A 15,176-nucleotide genomic window follows, 5' to 3' on the forward strand; every position below is an offset into this window, starting at 1 on the left:
CAAGGACATCAACGCCGCCTTCGCTGGCTGGTGGAAGGGCCGCACCGGCCAGGCGGTCGACATCAAGCAGAGCCACGGTGGCTCGGGCAAACAGGCCCGCGCGGTGATCGAGGGCCTGCCGGCCGACGTGGTGACCCTGGCCCTGGCCGGCGACATCGACGAGATCGCCGCCCGCGCCAGGCTGCTGCCGCCCAACTGGCAGAGCCGGCTGCCGAACAACTCGACGCCCTACGCCTCGACGATCGTCTTCCTGGTGCGCAAGGGGAACCCCAAGGCGATCCGCGACTGGGGCGACCTTGTGAAGCCGGGCGTGGGCGTGATCACGCCGAACCCGAAGACCTCTGGCGGCGCCCGCTGGGCCTATCTGGCGGCCTACAACTACGGGACCCGGCTCGGCGGGCCCGGGCCGGCGAAGGGCTACATGGCCAAGCTGTTCAGGAACGTGCCGGTGCTGGGGGCCGGCGCGCGCGACGCGACCACCACCTTCGCCCAGCGCAACATCGGCGACGTGCTGCTCTCCTGGGAGAACGAGGCCTTCCTGACCCTCGAGGCGTTCGGGCCCCGCTTCGAGATCGTCTATCCGTCCAGCTCGATCCTGGCCGAGCCGCCGGTTGCGCTGCTGGACCGCAACGTCGATCGTCACAAGACCCGGCTGGTCGCCACCGGCTACCTGAACTTCCTCTACAGCCCGCTGGCCCAGGACATCATCGGCAGGCGCCACTACCGGCCGCGCGAGGCGAAGGCGGCGGCGAAGTACGCGGCCGCGTTCAAGCCGATCCCGCTGGTGACCGTCGACCAGGCGTTCGGCGGCTGGAAGAAGGCCACGGCCGCCCACTTCGCCGAGGGCGCTCTGTTCGACCAGATCTACCGGCCAGCATGACGGCCGCGGCGACTCCGGCCGCGCCGGCGAAGGCGGCATCGAAGACCCGGCGGCCCTGGGTGGTCCGCTCCATCCTGCCCGGGTTCGGGCTGTCGATGGGGATCACCCTGGCCTATCTGGGGGCGATCGTCGTCCTGCCGCTGATCGCGCTGGCGCTACGGCCCTGGGCGCTGGGGCTGTCGGGCGTCTGGCGTGAACTGGCTTCGCCCCGGGTCGCCGCGGCGTTCCGGCTGAGCTTCGGGCTTTCGGCCTTGGCTGCGCTGCTGAACGCGCCGCTCGGCCTGCTGATCGCCTGGACGCTGACCCGCTACCGGTTCCTCGGCCGGCGCATCCTCGACGCCCTGGTGGACCTGCCGTTCGCCCTGCCGACGGCGGTGGCGGGGATCGCGCTCACCGCGATCTATGCGCCGACCGGGCCGCTGGGACGCATTGCGGCGCACGTCGGGATCAAGACCGCCTATTCGCCGCTCGGCATCTTCATCGCCCTGGTGTTCATCGGCCTGCCGTTCGTGGTGCGCGCCCTGCAGCCGGTGCTGCAGGACCTGGACGCCGAGGTGGAGGAGGCGGCCACGACGCTGGGCGCCAACGCCTTCCAGCGGGCGGTGCGGGTGATCCTCCCGGCGCTGGCGCCGGCCCTGGTCAGCGGCGTCAGCCTGGCCTTCGCCCGGGCGGTGGGTGAGTACGGCTCGGTGGTGTTCATCGCCGGCAACCTGCCGGGAAAGACCGAGATCGCGCCGCTGCTGATCGTCATCAAGCTGGAGCAGTACGACTACGCCGGGGCCGCGGCCGTGGGCCTGGCCATGGTGGCGGTCTCGTTCGGCTCGCTGGTGGCGATCAACGCCTTGCAGCTGTGGCTGGCCAGGCGAGGCCGCGCATGACCGCCGCCGCCCGCCTGCTTCGTGACACCCGCCTGCCGGGCGCGGCGCCGCTGCTGGTGCTGGCCTCGGCCGCCGTGATGGCCGCCCTGGTGCTGCTGCCGCTGGTCGTGGTGTTCGGCGACGCCTTCGCCAAGGGGCTGCCGAAATACCTGGCGGCGATCTCCGACCCCGACGCGATCTCGGCGGTGAAGCTGACGCTGACGGTGGCGGCGATCTCCGTCCCGCTGAACGCGGTGTTCGGGGTCGCTGCGGCCTGGTGTGTCGCCAGGTTCGAGTTCCGGGGCAAGGGCGCGCTGCTGACCCTGATCGACCTGCCGTTCTCCATGTCGCCGGTGGTCTCGGGCCTGGTCTGGGTGCTGCTGTTCGGCGCCCAGGGCTGGTTCGGCGCGGTCCTGGCCGACCACGACATCAGGATCGTCTTCGCCACCACCGGCCTGGTGCTGGCGACCATTCTGGTGACCTTCCCTTTCGTCGCGCGCGAGCTGATCCCACTGATGCAGGACCAGGGCTCGGACGAGGAGGCCGCGGCCCTGACCTTGGGCGCGGGCGGCTTCACCACCTTCGTCCGCATCACGCTGCCGAACATCCGCTGGGCGCTGCTCTACGGCGTCCTTCTGTGCAATGCCCGCGCGATGGGCGAATTCGGCGCCGTCTCGGTGGTCAGCGGCCACATCCGCGGCCTGACCACCACACTCCCGCTCCATGTCGAGGTGCTCTACAATGACTACGACTTCGTCGGCGCCTTCGCGGCGGCTTCGCTCCTGGCCTCGCTCGGGCTCGTCACCCTGGTCCTCAAGACCGGCCTCGAATGGCGGCATTACGGCGAGCTTTCAGCCAACCGGCGTTCCTGAGGTGAAGGCGGGCGCGACCGACGGCTTGTCGCTGGACATCCGCAATATTTCCAAGAGATTCGGGCGCTTTCCGGCGCTGAACGATGTCTCGCTGCAGGCGCGCGACAAGGAGTTCCTGGCCCTGCTGGGCCCCTCGGGTTCCGGCAAGACGACGCTGCTGCGGGTGCTGGCTGGGCTGGAGCAGCCCGACGCCGGCCAGGTGCGCTTCGGCGGCGAGGATTTTCTTTCGATCCCGATACGCCGCCGGCGGGTCGGCATGGTGTTCCAGCACTACGCCCTGTTCCGCCACATGACCGTGGCGCAGAACGTCGCCTTCGGGCTGACGGTGCGGCCCCGGCGCGAGCGGCCGGCGAAGTCGGAGACGGCGGACCGGGTGGCCGATCTGCTGAAGCTGGTGCAGCTCGAGGATCTGGGGAAGCGCTTCCCGAGCCAGCTTTCCGGCGGCCAGCGGCAGCGGGTGGCGCTGGCCCGGGCGCTGGCCATCGAGCCGCGCATGCTGCTGCTGGACGAGCCGTTCGGGGCGCTGGACGCCCAGGTGCGCCGCGACCTGCGCCGCTGGCTGCGCGAGCTGCACGACCGGGCGGGCGTGACCACGGTGTTCGTGACCCACGACCAGGAGGAGGCGCTGGACCTGGCCGACCGGGTGGCGATCCTGAAGGACGGGCGGCTGATCCAGCTCGGGACTCCGAACGAGGTCTACGAAGCGCCCGCCGACCCTTTCGTCTACGATTTCCTGGGCGCCGCCTGCCGCCTGCCGGGCGCGGTGGCGGATGGCCGGCTGACCGTCGCCGACTGGGAGACCCGGGCCCCGAGGGACGCCGCGAGCGGGCGCGTGGAGGTGTTCTTCCGTCCCGACGAGGTGATGTTCGCGCCGCTGGACGGGGCGGGCCTGGCCGGCGAGGTCAAGGCCGTCGTGCTGCGCGGGGCCGACGCACGCGTGGAGTGCCTGATCGAGGGCCGGCTGTTCGAGTTCCTGGCGCGTGGGCCGGCGCTGCCGGGCGGCGTGGCGCCGGGCCTGGCTGTGCGGGTCAAGCCGCTCAGGCCGCAAGTGTTCCCCGCCGCCTAGCCGTCGTGCCGGGGCTCCCGGCCCTAGCCCGGATGGGCCGCCAGCCAGCGGTCGACCTGCGGCAGGCGGTTCTTGATGATGTCCTGGCGGAACGCGATGGTCGCCAGGGTGCGGGTGACCGCCGGCCGCGCCGAGGCCGGCACGGTCTGGGCGTAGGCCTTGAGCTTGCCGACGACGTCCGGGCTCACCGAGCCGCCCGCCAGGCGCGCGAAATAGATGGTGCGGCTGGTGGGTTCGACCAGGGCCTCGACCTGCGCGCGATGCGCCATGACGAAGTCAAAGGCCTTGTCCGGGAACGTCTCGGAAACCCGCGAGATCAGGATCGGCGCATCGGTCGGCGGCGGCTCCTTGGTGAGCGCCAGCGCCAGCGCCTTGTCGGCCAGCGCCGGGTCCTCGCTGTAGCCCAGGTAGCCATAGAGGCGGCTGCGGTCGGTGCTCTCCTTCGAAGCCTGGGCCATGGCGTGCAGCGTCTCCCAGGTCGCCGCGTCGGCGTGGCTGGCGACGATCGACAGCACCGTCAGACGCGCCGCGCCGTGCAGGCTGTCGGGGTTGGCGACCAGGCCCGCGAATCGCTTGCGCGCCTCGGCCACCACGCCCGGGTCGTCGAACTTGCCCAGCGTGTTCAGCAGGCTGCGGCGCAGGAGGGCGGTGTTGTCGGACTCGCCGGGCCTGGGGTCCCAGCCGACGCGCGCGAAGGCCGGGGCGAGCTGGGCGCGGGCGAAGGCGCGGAAGGCCGTGCGGCCGGGCAGGCCCTTGTAGTTGTCATCCATCGCGTCGAGCTGGTTCACGAAGGCCCTCAGCACGACCGGGTCCTGGGCGTCGCGCGCCTTGCGGGCGACTTCCATGAAGTCGGTGAGTGGCGCATAGCCGGCCTCGCCGAGCGCGCGGCTGTCGTAGATCAGGCCGAGCTGGTCTTCCGGCGCGAGGCCCGGGAAGGCCGCGACGATGCGGGTCTCCAGGGCCGGCGAATAGCGGCTGCGGAAGTAGCCGACCTGGCCGGCGTTGACGAGCGGCGCGGCGTCGGCCGGGACGGCCCGGGCGGCCGGCGCGCCGGCGCTGACCAGGGTGTTCCACGGCGCGCCGGCGCCGGTGACCGCCACCGGCGTGCGCCAGGCCCGCGGCGCTTTGGAGGCCGCGTCGGCCCCGAACCGGCCCTGGGTCAGGGTGAGCTTGCCGCCCGCCTCCGACGCCGAGATCAGCGGCGCCCCGGCCTGCAGGGTGAAGTCGTGGGCGATGCCGGCGATCTTCTTGGGGCTGACCGCATCGATCTCGCGCCAGAGGTCGTCGGTGACCGTGTTGCCGTAGGCGTGGTGGGCGATGTAGTTGCGCACGCCCTGGCGGAAGACGTCCGGCCCCACATAGGTCTCCAGCATGCGGATGACCGCGTGGCCCTTCTGATAGGTGATGTTGTCGAAGGCGTTGGCGGCGGCGAAGACGTCCTTGATCGGGGTGATCACCGGGTGGGCGCCGTTGCGTGAGTCGGTGCGCATGGCCGCCTGTTCGCCGCCCTTGGTCTGCAGCCAGATCTTCCACTCCGGATGGAAGTGGTCGGTGGTCTTGTTCTCCATCCAGGAGGCGAAGCCCTCGTTGAGCCACAGGTCGTCCCACCAGGCCATGGTCACCAGGTCGCCGACCCACTGGTGGGCCATTTCGTGGGCGATATCGACGTAGACGTTCTGCTTGTCCTGCTCGGTGGACAGCTTCGGGTCGATCAGCAGGGCGTAGTCGAAGTAGTAGATCGCCCCCCAGTTCTCCATGGCCGAGAAGACCTGGCTCTGGCCGGGGCCGGCGATGAAGTCGAGCTTGGGCAGCGGGTAGGGCACGCCGAAGTAGTCGTTGTACCAGGGCAGGATCTCGGCCGCGGCGTCGAGGGCGAACCGGGCCTGGGCGGCCTTGCCCTTGCGCACGATCACCCCGACGTCGGTCTTGCCCACCTGCTTGTGGATGCGCTCGAAGTCGCCGAGGGCGAAGAACAGCAGGTAGGAGCTCATCTTGGGGGTGGGCTCGAAGGTGGTCGTCTGCAGGTTGATGTTGAAGTGACCGTGCCCATCGCTTTGATCCGTATCGGTCATCTGCTTGGCCACCGGCATGTTCGAGACCGGCATCATGCCTTCAGGCGCCGTCACCTTGAGCGCATAGACCGCCTTCACCCCCGGCTCGTCCCAGCAGGGGATGAAGCGCCGGGCGTCGGAGTTCTCGAACTGGGTGAAGATCGCCCGCTGCTTCTTGCCGTCCTCGCCGGTGTAGTCGAGGGCGAAGAGGCCCGAGGTCTGCTCGTAGATGACGCCGGTGTAGGCGATCGAGAGCACATATTGGCCGGCCGCCAGCCTGTGGCCGACGCTGAAGGTGGCGGTCTGCTGGTCCCTGTCGAGGGTGACCTTCGCGGTCTCCTCCGGGCCTTCGCCGGGAGCTCGCTTCAGGTCCTGCAAGGTCACCTTGTCGAAGGTGATATCGGCGGCGTTCAGCACGATGCGGTCGGTGGTCGACTTGACCGTCAGCCGGATCTTCTCCTGGCCGGAAAACTTCAGGTGCGCGGCGTCAGGCCTGATCAGGATGTCGTACCGTTCCGGAACCACGTCCTTCGGCAGGGCCACGTGCGGCGGGAACGGCTTCGGCTGGACGAACTGCGGCTTGGCGGCTGGCGTCGCGGCGACGGCAGGAGCGGCCAGCGCCAGCAGGGCGGCGACGAGAACGGGGATGAATTTCATAAGCTGACGGTCCAGAACCGGAGAGAAATTGCGTCGACCTTAGGCAACCGGGCATAGCGCGACCAAGCGCTTTTGCAACCGCGTGCGCATGCTAAGCCTGCGTCCGGGAGGAGACCCGAATTGGATCAACGCAAAGACGCCACGGCGGCGACGAAGGCGGCGCAGCAGCGGCTGGCGGCCGCCCTGCCGGCCGAAACCGGCGAGGACATGGCCAACGCCACCAAGGGCTTCCTGGGCACGATCCCGGGCGCCGAGGTCGCGGGCGCCTGGAGCCAGAAGCCGTTCGCCTTCCTGAACGAGGCGCGGCCCGACACCGTGAACCCCGGCCTCTGGCGGCAGGCCAGGCTCAACCTGCAGCACGGCCTCTTCGAAGTGACCCCGGGCGTCTACCAGGTCCGCGGCTTCGACCTGTCCAACATCACCTTCATCGAGGGCGAGACCGGCTATGTGGTCATCGACCCGCTGATCTCGGCCCAGCCGGCGGCGGCGGCGCTCAAGCTGATGCGCGAGCATCGCGGCGACAAGCCGGTGACCGCGGTGATCTACACCCATAGCCACGTGGACCACTACGGCGGGGTGCGGGGCGTGATCAGCCAGGCGGAGATCGACGCCGGCCTGCCGATCGTCGCTCCCGAGGGATTCCTGCGCGAGGCGGTAAGCGAGAACGTGCTGGCCGGCAACGCCATGGGCCGCCGCGCCACCTACATGTACGGCGCGCTGCTGCCGCGCGACGCCAAGGGCCATGTGGACGCGGGGCTCGGCAAGACCGTCTCTGCGGGCTCGGTCAGCCTGGTGCCCAACACCATCTCGATCCAGGAGACGGGCGAGCGGCTGACGCTGGACGGGGTGGAGATCGTCTTCCAGGTGACGCCGGACACCGAGGCGCCAGCGGAGATGAACTTCTACTTCCCGCAGTTCAAGGCGCTGTGCATGGCCGAGAATTGCACCTGCCAGCTGCACAACCTCTACACGCCGCGCGGCGCGCAGGTGCGCGATGCGCGGGCCTGGAGCCACTACATCGACGAAGCCGAGCGGATGTTCGCGCGCGACAGCGACGTCCTGTTCGCCAGCCATCACTGGCCGCGCTGGGGCTCGGGCGAGGCGCGCCGGTTCCTGCGCCAGCAGCGCGACCTCTACAAATACATCCACGACCAGACGCTCAGGCTCGCCAACCATGGCCTGACGCCGGTGGAGATCGCCGAGCGGATCGCCCTGCCGCCCAGCCTGGCGGCCGAGTGGCATACGCGCGGCTACTATGGGACGCTGAACCACAACGCCAAGGCGGTCTACCAGCGCTATCTGGGCTGGTTCGACGGCAATCCGGCCAACCTGCACAAGCTGCCGCCCGAGGACGCCGGCAAGCGCTACGTCGAGGTGGCGGGCGGGCCGGAGGCGCTGCTGGAGATGGCGCGCGCGGCGTTCGGGCGCGGCGAGTACCGCTGGGTGGCCGAGCTGGTGAACCACCTGGTGTTCGCCCAGCCGGACAACGCCGAGGCGCGCGCGCTGCAGGCCGACGCCCTGGAGCAGATGGGCTATCAGGCCGAGAGCGGGCCATGGCGGGCCTTCTACCTGACCGGCGCGCAGGAGCTGCGCAATCCGCGGCCCAAGGCCGACCAGCCGCGGCAGGGGGCGGCGGGACAGCTCAGAGCCCTGCCGGCGGACGCCCTGCTAGAGAGCCTGGCGGTCCGGCTGAACGGGGAAAAGGCCGGGGTGGCGGGCGACATCGCCTTCACCGTGGCGTTCACCGACGCCGGCGAGCGATTCGCGCTCAGCGTCGAGAACGCGGTGCTGCATCATCGCGCGGTTGCCGGTGACGGCGATGGCGGCCCGCAGGTCGTCCTGACGCGGCCGGCGCTGATCGGCCTGGTGATCGGCGAGACGACGCTGGAGGCGGCGCTGGCCGAGGGCAACGTTTCGGGCGACGGCGCCGCGGAGCTCGCGCGCCTCTTGCCGCTTCTCGACCGTTTCGATTTCTGGTTCGAGATTGTCGCGCCTTAAGCGCGGCTGAGGAGAGACCGATGAGCCATGTCGTCTACAAGATCGTCCAGCACGACGGCGGCTGGGCCTACAGGGCCGGGGGGACCTTCTCGGAAACCTTCGCCAGCCACGACAAGGCCAAGGCGGCGGCGCGCCGGGCGGCCGGCGAACAGCGGGTCGCCGGCGACACCCACGGCATCGTCTACGAGGACGCGAACGGCCAGTGGCGCGAGGAACTGGCCGACGGCCGCGACCGGCCCTGGACCGAGGTGGAGGGCTGATCCTCGGGGCGGAGCGCGCCGCGGTGCTATAGTTACTTCCGCCTTTACCTTTCGTTGTCCGGGAGGCGGTTCGATCGAAACATGTCGGACCATGCCCTGAGCCAGATCGACCGCCGAAGCCACGCCGCGGTGCGGCGGCTGGTGCTGCTGAGCCTCGCCCTGGTGGCGGTGGTGCTGATCGGCGTGGGCGGGCTGCTGACGGCGGGCTCCGGGCTGCTCAACGACCTGAAGGTCCGTGAGGACCGGTTCCTGATCGCCAACATGATCGACCGCGTCGTCGCGCGCGCCGACAACGACACCACCACCGTGACGGTGTGGGACCAGGCTTATCTCAACATCCGGCCCGGCGGCGATCCGAAGTGGCTGCAGGCGGAAGTCGGCGCCTACATGACCAAGAACCGGCCGTTCGAGCGCAGCATTGCGCTGGACGACGCAGATAAGGCCTTCTTCGCCTGGCAGGACAACCATGAGGTCGGCGTCGCCGGCGAGGCGCAGTTCCTGGCCGATGTCGCGCCGCTGATCGCCAGGGCGCGGGCCCAGGAGCGGGCGTTCATCGCTGACCCGCACCGCGACCCCAACCGTCCGGCGACGGCCATGGGCATCGTCCGCTCCGGCAGAGTGCGATACCTGGTCGGGGTCTCCACGGTGACGCCCTCGCACCCGTCCACGCCGCTGCGCCCCGGGCCGTCGTCGATGGTCGTCGCCGGCGAGGTGCTGGACGGGCGGATCCTGGCGTCCCTGGAGCGGATGCGGGTCAACAAGCCCCGGATCGTCGAGGCGACGAAGGCGCTGGCGTCGGTGCCGCTCAACGACCCGAACGGCCGCCCGGTCGGTTTCGTCCAATGGACTCCGCTGCATCCGGGCATGGCCGCCGTCCGCGCCGCCGCCCCGGCGCTCAGCCTGGGCTTCGCGGCCTTCGCCGTGGTGATGATCGTGCTGGTGCGCCAGATGTTCCGGGTGACGCGCGAACTCGACGCCTATGAGCGCGCCCACGCCCAGGCGCTGGCCGAGCTGGAGGCCGCGCGCGACCGCGCCGAGGCCGCCAACGTCGCCAAGTCGCAGTTCCTGGCCAACATGAGCCACGAGATCCGCACACCGCTGAACGGCATCCTGGGCATGGCCCAGGTGCTGGCGATCAGCCACCTGCCGAAGGCGGCGCACGAGCGGGTGGAGATCATCAAGAACAGCGGCCAGACCCTGCTCAGCCTGCTGAACGACGTGCTGGACCTGTCGAAGATCGAGGCGGGGCGGATGGAGCTGGCGACGGCGCCGTTCGACCTGGCGGCGGCGGTGCGCGGGACCACCCAGGCCTTCGCCGAGGCGGCGACGCGCAAGAAGGTCCGGTTCAAGCTGGAGATCGACCCGCAGGTGCGGGGCTTCTGGCTGGGCGACGCGGGCAAGGTGCGCCAGGTGGTGGGCAACCTGGTGTCCAATGCCGTCAAGTTCACCAGCGCCGGCGAGGTGCTGGTGACCGTGGCCCGCACCGAGGCGGGGATGCGCATCGCCGTCTCCGACACCGGCGTCGGCATTCCGGCGGCCGAGGTGGAGCGTCTGTTCCAGCGGTTCAGCCAGGTCGATCCCACCGCCACGCGTCGGTTCGGCGGCAGCGGCCTGGGCCTGGCGATCTCACGCGAGCTGGTCCAGCTGATGGGCGGGACGATCGGCGTGGAGAGCGTCGAAGGGCAGGGCTCGACCTTCGCCGCCGAACTGCCGCTGCAACGGGTGGAGACGCCCGGCATGATCGAGCCCGTGGCCGCCGGTTCAGCGAAGCTCGGCGCGCTGAAGGTGCTGGCCGCCGAGGACAACCGGGTGAACCAGGCGTTGCTGCTGGCCATGCTGCAGCCGCTGGGCGTGGACCTGCGCCTGGTCGGCGACGGCCGCGAGGCGCTCGAGCAGGTCTCCAAGGAGCGCTTCGACCTGATCCTGATGGACGTGCAGATGCCCGGGTTGAACGGCGTCGACGCCACCCTGGCGATCCGCGCCCAGGAACGGGCTGAGGGCCGGGCGCCCACACCGATCCTGGCGCTGTCGGCCAATGTCATGCGTCATCAGATCGACAGCTACCTGGCCGCGGGCATGAACGGCTTCGTCGCCAAGCCGATCCAGATGGAGGCGCTGATCGCGGCCATGCAGCAGGCGCTCAGCAAAGCGGCCCAGCCGGCGGCGACCCCCTAAGGAACTGCTTCTAGGCGGGGGCCTTGGCCCCGCGGTTATTCATCTCGTCGCCGGCGTCGGCGGGCAGGCGGAGGAACCAGAACAGCGAGACCAGGGTGGCGGCGCCGAAGATGGCGAAGGCCGGGGCGACGGTCGGGCCGGTCAGGTGCGTCTCGCCGCGCGACTGCATCAGGAAATGCAGCAGCGACGCGGCCAGGCCGATGCTCACCGACTGCATGAATTGCTGGGCCATCGACGCGGTGGTGGTGCCGCGGCTCATCTGCGCCTGCTCCAGGTCGGCGTAGGCCATGCCGTTCAGGCTGGTGAACTGCAGGGAGCGGAAGAAGCCGCCGACCGCGAGCGCGATCATGATCAGCCAGTGCGGGGTGTCGATCCGGAACAGGGCGTAGACCATGAAGCTCGCCGAACAGATCACCCCGTTCACCGCCAGCACGGTGCGGAAGCCGAAGCGGCGCAGGATCGGCGGGGCGGTGGTCTTCATCACCAGGGCGCCCACCGCGGAGATGAAGGTCATCAGGCCGGCGGCGAAGGCGGTCATGCCGAACCCCACCTGCAGCAGCATGGCCAGCAGGAAAGGGGTCGCGCCCGGCACCAGGCGGAAGAAGGCCCCGCCCAGCACCGAGGCCCGGTAGGTCGGGATGCGGAAGATCGACAGGTCGATGATCGCGTGCGGGTTCCGCCGCGCATGGGCCCAGTAGAGGCCGAGGCAGGCGAAGCCGCCGCCGAACAGGCCGGCCACCGCCAAGGGCGGCATGACGTTGCGGCCCAGGTTCTCGAAGCCGAAGATCAGTCCGGCGAGGCCGAAACCGGTCAGGAAAATGCCCGGCCAATCGATGGGCGAAACGTCCTGCTCCTTCACATTGGGCACGAAGGCGCGGACCAGGAAGAGGCCCGCCGCGGCGATCGGCAGGTTCAGGAAGAAGATCCAGCGCCAGGAGACGAACGTCACGATGGCGCCGCCCAGAACAGGCCCGACCACGGGGCCCAGCAGCGCCGGCATGGTCACCACCGACATGGCGCCCACCAGCTCGCTCTTCGGCGTGGTGCGCAGCAGCACGAGGCGACCAACCGGCCCCATCATGGCGCCGGCGCAGCCCTGCATCAGGCGGAAGACGACGAGTTCGCCCAGCGAATTGGCGAAGCCGCAGGCGGCCGAGGCCAGGGCATAGCTGACCATCGCCACCATGAAGATCTTCTTGGCCCCGAAGCGGTCGGCCATCCAGCCGGAGATCGGCAGGAACACCGCGGACGCCAGCAGGTACATGGTGATGGCGAGGTTGAGCCGCAGAGGCTCGACATGCATCGCCCGGGCCATGGCGGGCAGGGCGTTGTTGATCGAGGTGGCGTTCAGCGTCTGCATCAGCAGCGCCGAGCCGATGATCGCCGGGATCACCCAGCCGCGCAGGGTCGCGTCTTTGCCTTCGTTGAGGATGGCGGCGGCGTCGGCGCCGGGCTCGTCGACCACATCCTCGACGAGGACTTCTTCGGCGCGCGTACTCATGGCTCACTCGTAAGCTTGAGGAGCGGGCCGGCGGCCTCGGCGAGGCGGGCGCGTTCCTGCGGCGAAAGCCGCGCCAGGCGCGCGGCCAGCCAGTCGTTGCGGTGCCGTTGGGCGGCGGCGTGCTGGCGCAGGCCGGTCGGGGTGACGGTGAGCCCCTGGCGGCGGCCGTCCTCGGCGTGGCCGGCCCGCGCGATCCAGCCGGCGGCCTCCAGCCGCTTCACATGGCTGGACATGGTGGGGCGCGAGATCTGCTCGAAGTCGGCGAGCTCCGAGACCCCGGCGCCGGGGTTCTTCTTCAGGTAGCCGAGGATCAGGGTCTCCTGCGGCGACAGCCCGGCCTTCAGTCCGGCCTGGCGTAGCTTGCGCGAGACACGAAGCAGGGGCGCGCGCAGCAGTTCAGCGAGGCCAAGCTCGTCGTCGGGCGCGATGTCGGTTTCGGCGGCGACCGAGGGCATGCAAGCCAAGCCATATAGTTAGGTTGTCGAACTATCTATACGGAGTCGCGGAAAGGCGATCAAGCGCGGCGCCCGACGAGCAGGGCGAAGGGCGGAAGGGGCCGGCCTAGAACCGCGCGATCAGCAGCAGCACCAGCGACAGGAGCGCGGTGGCGCTCCAGGCCAGGGGCGCCAGGGCGGTCTTGCGCGCGACGACGGCGCGGGTGCGGGCTTGCGGCATGGTCTCTCTCCCTGGCCCTAATATCCGCGTGCGCGCCGTTTCAAGGCAAGTTAACTCGCGTTCACGACCGTTTGTCGCAGGGGCCAACGCTTCGGTCGCGATCGAAGCCACGGGCCCGGCGATCGGCATAGGGTCCGGCCCGCATGCGTACGCGCATCTTCCCCAGCCTGTTGGGCGCGGCGGCGCTGGCTCTCACTGTGCCGCCGGCGTTGGCCGCGCCCAACGATCTTGCCGCAGCCAAGCCGGCCATCGACAAGGCCAACGCCGACTGGATCGGCGCCATGCGGGCCAGGGATGCGCGCGCGCTCGCCGCGCCCTACGCCGAGGATGGCGTGTTCGTCCTGTCCGACGGGCGCGAGATCGTGGGCCGCAAGGCGATCATCGACTTCTATCGGCAGAGGATGGCGAACGTGGGTCAGGTGCTGGGCGGCGGCATCCACCACGACGGCATGACGCTGGCGCGCGACGGCCTGATCTACGAATGGGGTCACGGCGGCGCCACGACGCTCGACAAGGCGGGCAAGCGGACGACCAGCGACGGGCCTTATCTCACCGTCTGGAAGCGGGGCGCGGACGGCCGCTGGGCGATCATTCGCAATCTGGTGTTCTAGCGGGGGTTCAAGCCATGCGGAAAAGCTTCCTGGCCGCGGCCTTCGCCGCCCTTCTCGCCGCGCCCGCCGGCGCGGATCCGGCTGCCGACGGCGCCCAGGCGTGGCGGACGCTCACCCGCATCGACCTGGAGGCGCACTACCAACTCCTCAAACGGGACCATCCCGGCGCCTCGTCCGAAGCCGGCGACCCCGCCTTCGTCGAGGCCTTGGAGGCGGCGCACGCCGAGGCCCTGGGGCGAGCGGACCGCGTGACGACCCTCACCGGCTACGCCGCGACTCTGGCGGGCTTCGTCCACGCCCTGGGGGACAGCCACATCAACAGCTACATGTCCGTGCTGCCGCGCACCGTCGATTGGACGGGGATCGTGGCGGCGCGGCGTGGCGCCGGTTGGGTGGTGGCCGCCGATGAGCCAAAGCTGACCGGCCGCGAGTTGGCGGGCGCCGAGATCGTCAGCTGCGACAGCCGGCCCGTCGCCGACCTGGCGAAGGATGTGCTGCGCTTCCACGCCAATCCGGCCGTCGCAGCCGAGCAAGCGCTGTTCGGGGGCTGGCTGCTGGTTGACGACGGCAACCCCTTCCTGAAGCGGCCGACCGCCTGCGTGCTGCGGAAGGACGGTGTCGAATCGACACAGACCCTGACGTGGAAGCCGATCAGCTACGCCGCGCTGCGGCAGCAGTACTGGAAGACGCCCATCGGCCATGCGGGGTTCGGCGTGCGGCCGGTCGCCGGCGGCGGCTACTGGATTTCGCTGGAAGAGCTCGACGCCAAGGACCAGCCGGTGATCGACGCGGTGAAGGCCCAAGCCGCGGCGATCCGTGACGCCGCCTTCGTGGTGGTGGACCTGCGCGGCGACGGCGGCGGCGACGACGCCTATGGTCGGGCGCTGGCCACGGCGCTGATGGGCGAGGGCTTCGTCGATGACGTGCTGGGGCCCAGTTCCGAAGGTGGCGGTTGCGCCAGCGTGTTTCGCGTCACCCCCGGCAACGCCGCTTTCCTGACCAGGGCCGCCCGATCCTTCGGGCGGAACGGGGACGCGACCGCGCAGAAGGAATACGAAAAGGGCGTCGCCGACATCGCCGCCGCCCGGGCTCGCGGACGCGACCTGACCGGCCCGCCGCGCTGCGCCGGTCCAGCCAAACCGCCGGTGAGCCGCCGTCGGCCCTCACTGGCGAAGGCGCCGATCCTGGTGCTCTCCGATGCGGCCTGCTTCTCGTCCTGCATCAACACGGTCTGGTTCTTCCGCGACCTGGGCGCGATCCAGGTGGGCCAGGCGACGGACAGCGACACCCACTATTCGGAAGTGCGCGACATGGTGCTGCCATCCGGCCTTTCCACCGCCACCCTGCTCACGGCCATCATTCCCGACGCGCCGCCCCGCATCGGCCCATTCGAGCCGAAATTCGCCTATGGCGGCGACATCGCCGCCACCGCGGACCTGGAAGCCTGGGTCGCCGGGCAAGTGGTTCCACAGCTGAAGAGGCAAGGCGCCGCCGCCTGGGAATGAGCCGCCGCCGCAGCGCGAACGGCCCCACACCCATGGGGTCGCCGCCCTATGGCGACGCCTTCCAGCCG

Annotated in this window: 12 protein-coding genes; 9 read left to right on the top strand and 3 right to left on the bottom strand. The window is 70.2% G+C overall.

Annotation, left to right across the window (positions count from 1 at the left end):
* The 4 genes from VGL85_RS08735 to VGL85_RS08750 form a co-directional block, all read left to right on the top strand.
* A partial coding sequence (locus VGL85_RS08735) for a sulfate ABC transporter substrate-binding protein (RefSeq protein ID WP_331588134.1) occupies positions 1-880 on the top strand: 880 nt, incomplete at its 5' end.
* Entirely contained in the window at positions 877-1,758 is an 882-nt protein-coding gene (cysT, locus tag VGL85_RS08740) for a sulfate ABC transporter permease subunit CysT (RefSeq protein ID WP_331588137.1), read from the top strand. The genes VGL85_RS08735 and cysT, both read left to right, overlap by 4 nt.
* Entirely contained in the window at positions 1,755-2,609 is an 855-nt protein-coding gene (gene cysW, locus VGL85_RS08745) for a sulfate ABC transporter permease subunit CysW (protein WP_331588139.1), read from the top strand. Before cysT ends, cysW begins: the two co-directional genes overlap by 4 nt.
* Position 2,610: 1 nt before the next feature.
* Positions 2,611-3,675, top strand: a complete 1,065-nt coding sequence (locus tag VGL85_RS08750; RefSeq protein WP_414695208.1) for a sulfate/molybdate ABC transporter ATP-binding protein — start codon at positions 2,611-2,613, stop codon at positions 3,673-3,675.
* Between the two features lie 23 nt (positions 3,676-3,698).
* On the opposite strand, the gene VGL85_RS08755 is transcribed toward VGL85_RS08750, so the two are convergent.
* On the bottom strand, positions 3,699-6,383 hold the full coding sequence (locus tag VGL85_RS08755) for a M1 family metallopeptidase (RefSeq protein WP_331588142.1): 2,685 nt from the start codon (positions 6,381-6,383) through the stop codon (positions 3,699-3,701).
* Between the two features lie 120 nt (positions 6,384-6,503).
* On the opposite strand from VGL85_RS08755, the gene VGL85_RS08760 reads away from it, so the two are divergent.
* The 3 genes from VGL85_RS08760 (at position 6,504) to VGL85_RS08770 (ending at position 10,816) form a co-directional block, all read left to right on the top strand.
* Entirely contained in the window at positions 6,504-8,381 is a 1,878-nt protein-coding gene (locus VGL85_RS08760) for an alkyl/aryl-sulfatase (protein WP_331588145.1), read from the top strand.
* A 20-nt stretch (positions 8,382-8,401) separates the two neighbouring features.
* Positions 8,402-8,641, top strand: a complete 240-nt coding sequence (locus VGL85_RS08765) for a DUF2188 domain-containing protein (protein ID WP_331588147.1) — start codon at positions 8,402-8,404, stop codon at positions 8,639-8,641.
* 81 nt (positions 8,642-8,722) lie between these two features.
* A complete protein-coding gene (locus VGL85_RS08770) occupies positions 8,723-10,816 on the top strand; it encodes an ATP-binding protein (RefSeq protein ID WP_331588149.1) in 2,094 nt (697 codons plus the stop codon).
* A gap of 10 nt (positions 10,817-10,826) precedes the next feature.
* On the opposite strand, the gene VGL85_RS08775 is transcribed toward VGL85_RS08770, so the two are convergent.
* Both VGL85_RS08775 and VGL85_RS08780 read right to left on the bottom strand, forming a co-directional pair.
* Positions 10,827-12,317 carry an MFS transporter gene (locus tag VGL85_RS08775; RefSeq protein ID WP_331588151.1) on the bottom strand — a complete coding sequence of 497 codons (1,491 nt, stop codon included), beginning with the start codon at positions 12,315-12,317 and terminating at the stop codon, positions 10,827-10,829.
* Entirely contained in the window at positions 12,314-12,772 is a 459-nt protein-coding gene (locus VGL85_RS08780) for a MarR family winged helix-turn-helix transcriptional regulator (protein ID WP_331588152.1), read from the bottom strand. Before VGL85_RS08780 ends, VGL85_RS08775 begins: the two co-directional genes overlap by 4 nt.
* 363 nt (positions 12,773-13,135) lie before the next feature.
* On the opposite strand from VGL85_RS08780, the gene VGL85_RS08785 reads away from it, so the two are divergent.
* Complete coding sequence (locus tag VGL85_RS08785; protein ID WP_331588154.1) at positions 13,136-13,603, top strand: SgcJ/EcaC family oxidoreductase; 468 nt, start codon at positions 13,136-13,138, stop codon at positions 13,601-13,603.
* Between the two features lie 14 nt (positions 13,604-13,617).
* The gene (locus VGL85_RS08790; protein ID WP_331588156.1) at positions 13,618-15,108 is read left to right on the top strand and encodes a hypothetical protein; all 1,491 of its coding nucleotides are present in this window, start codon (positions 13,618-13,620) and stop codon (positions 15,106-15,108) included.
* Positions 15,109-15,176 lie beyond the last annotated feature (68 nt).

It is taken from the genome of Phenylobacterium sp., from assembly GCF_036501465.1.
Classification (GTDB): Bacteria; Pseudomonadota; Alphaproteobacteria; order Caulobacterales; family Caulobacteraceae; genus Phenylobacterium.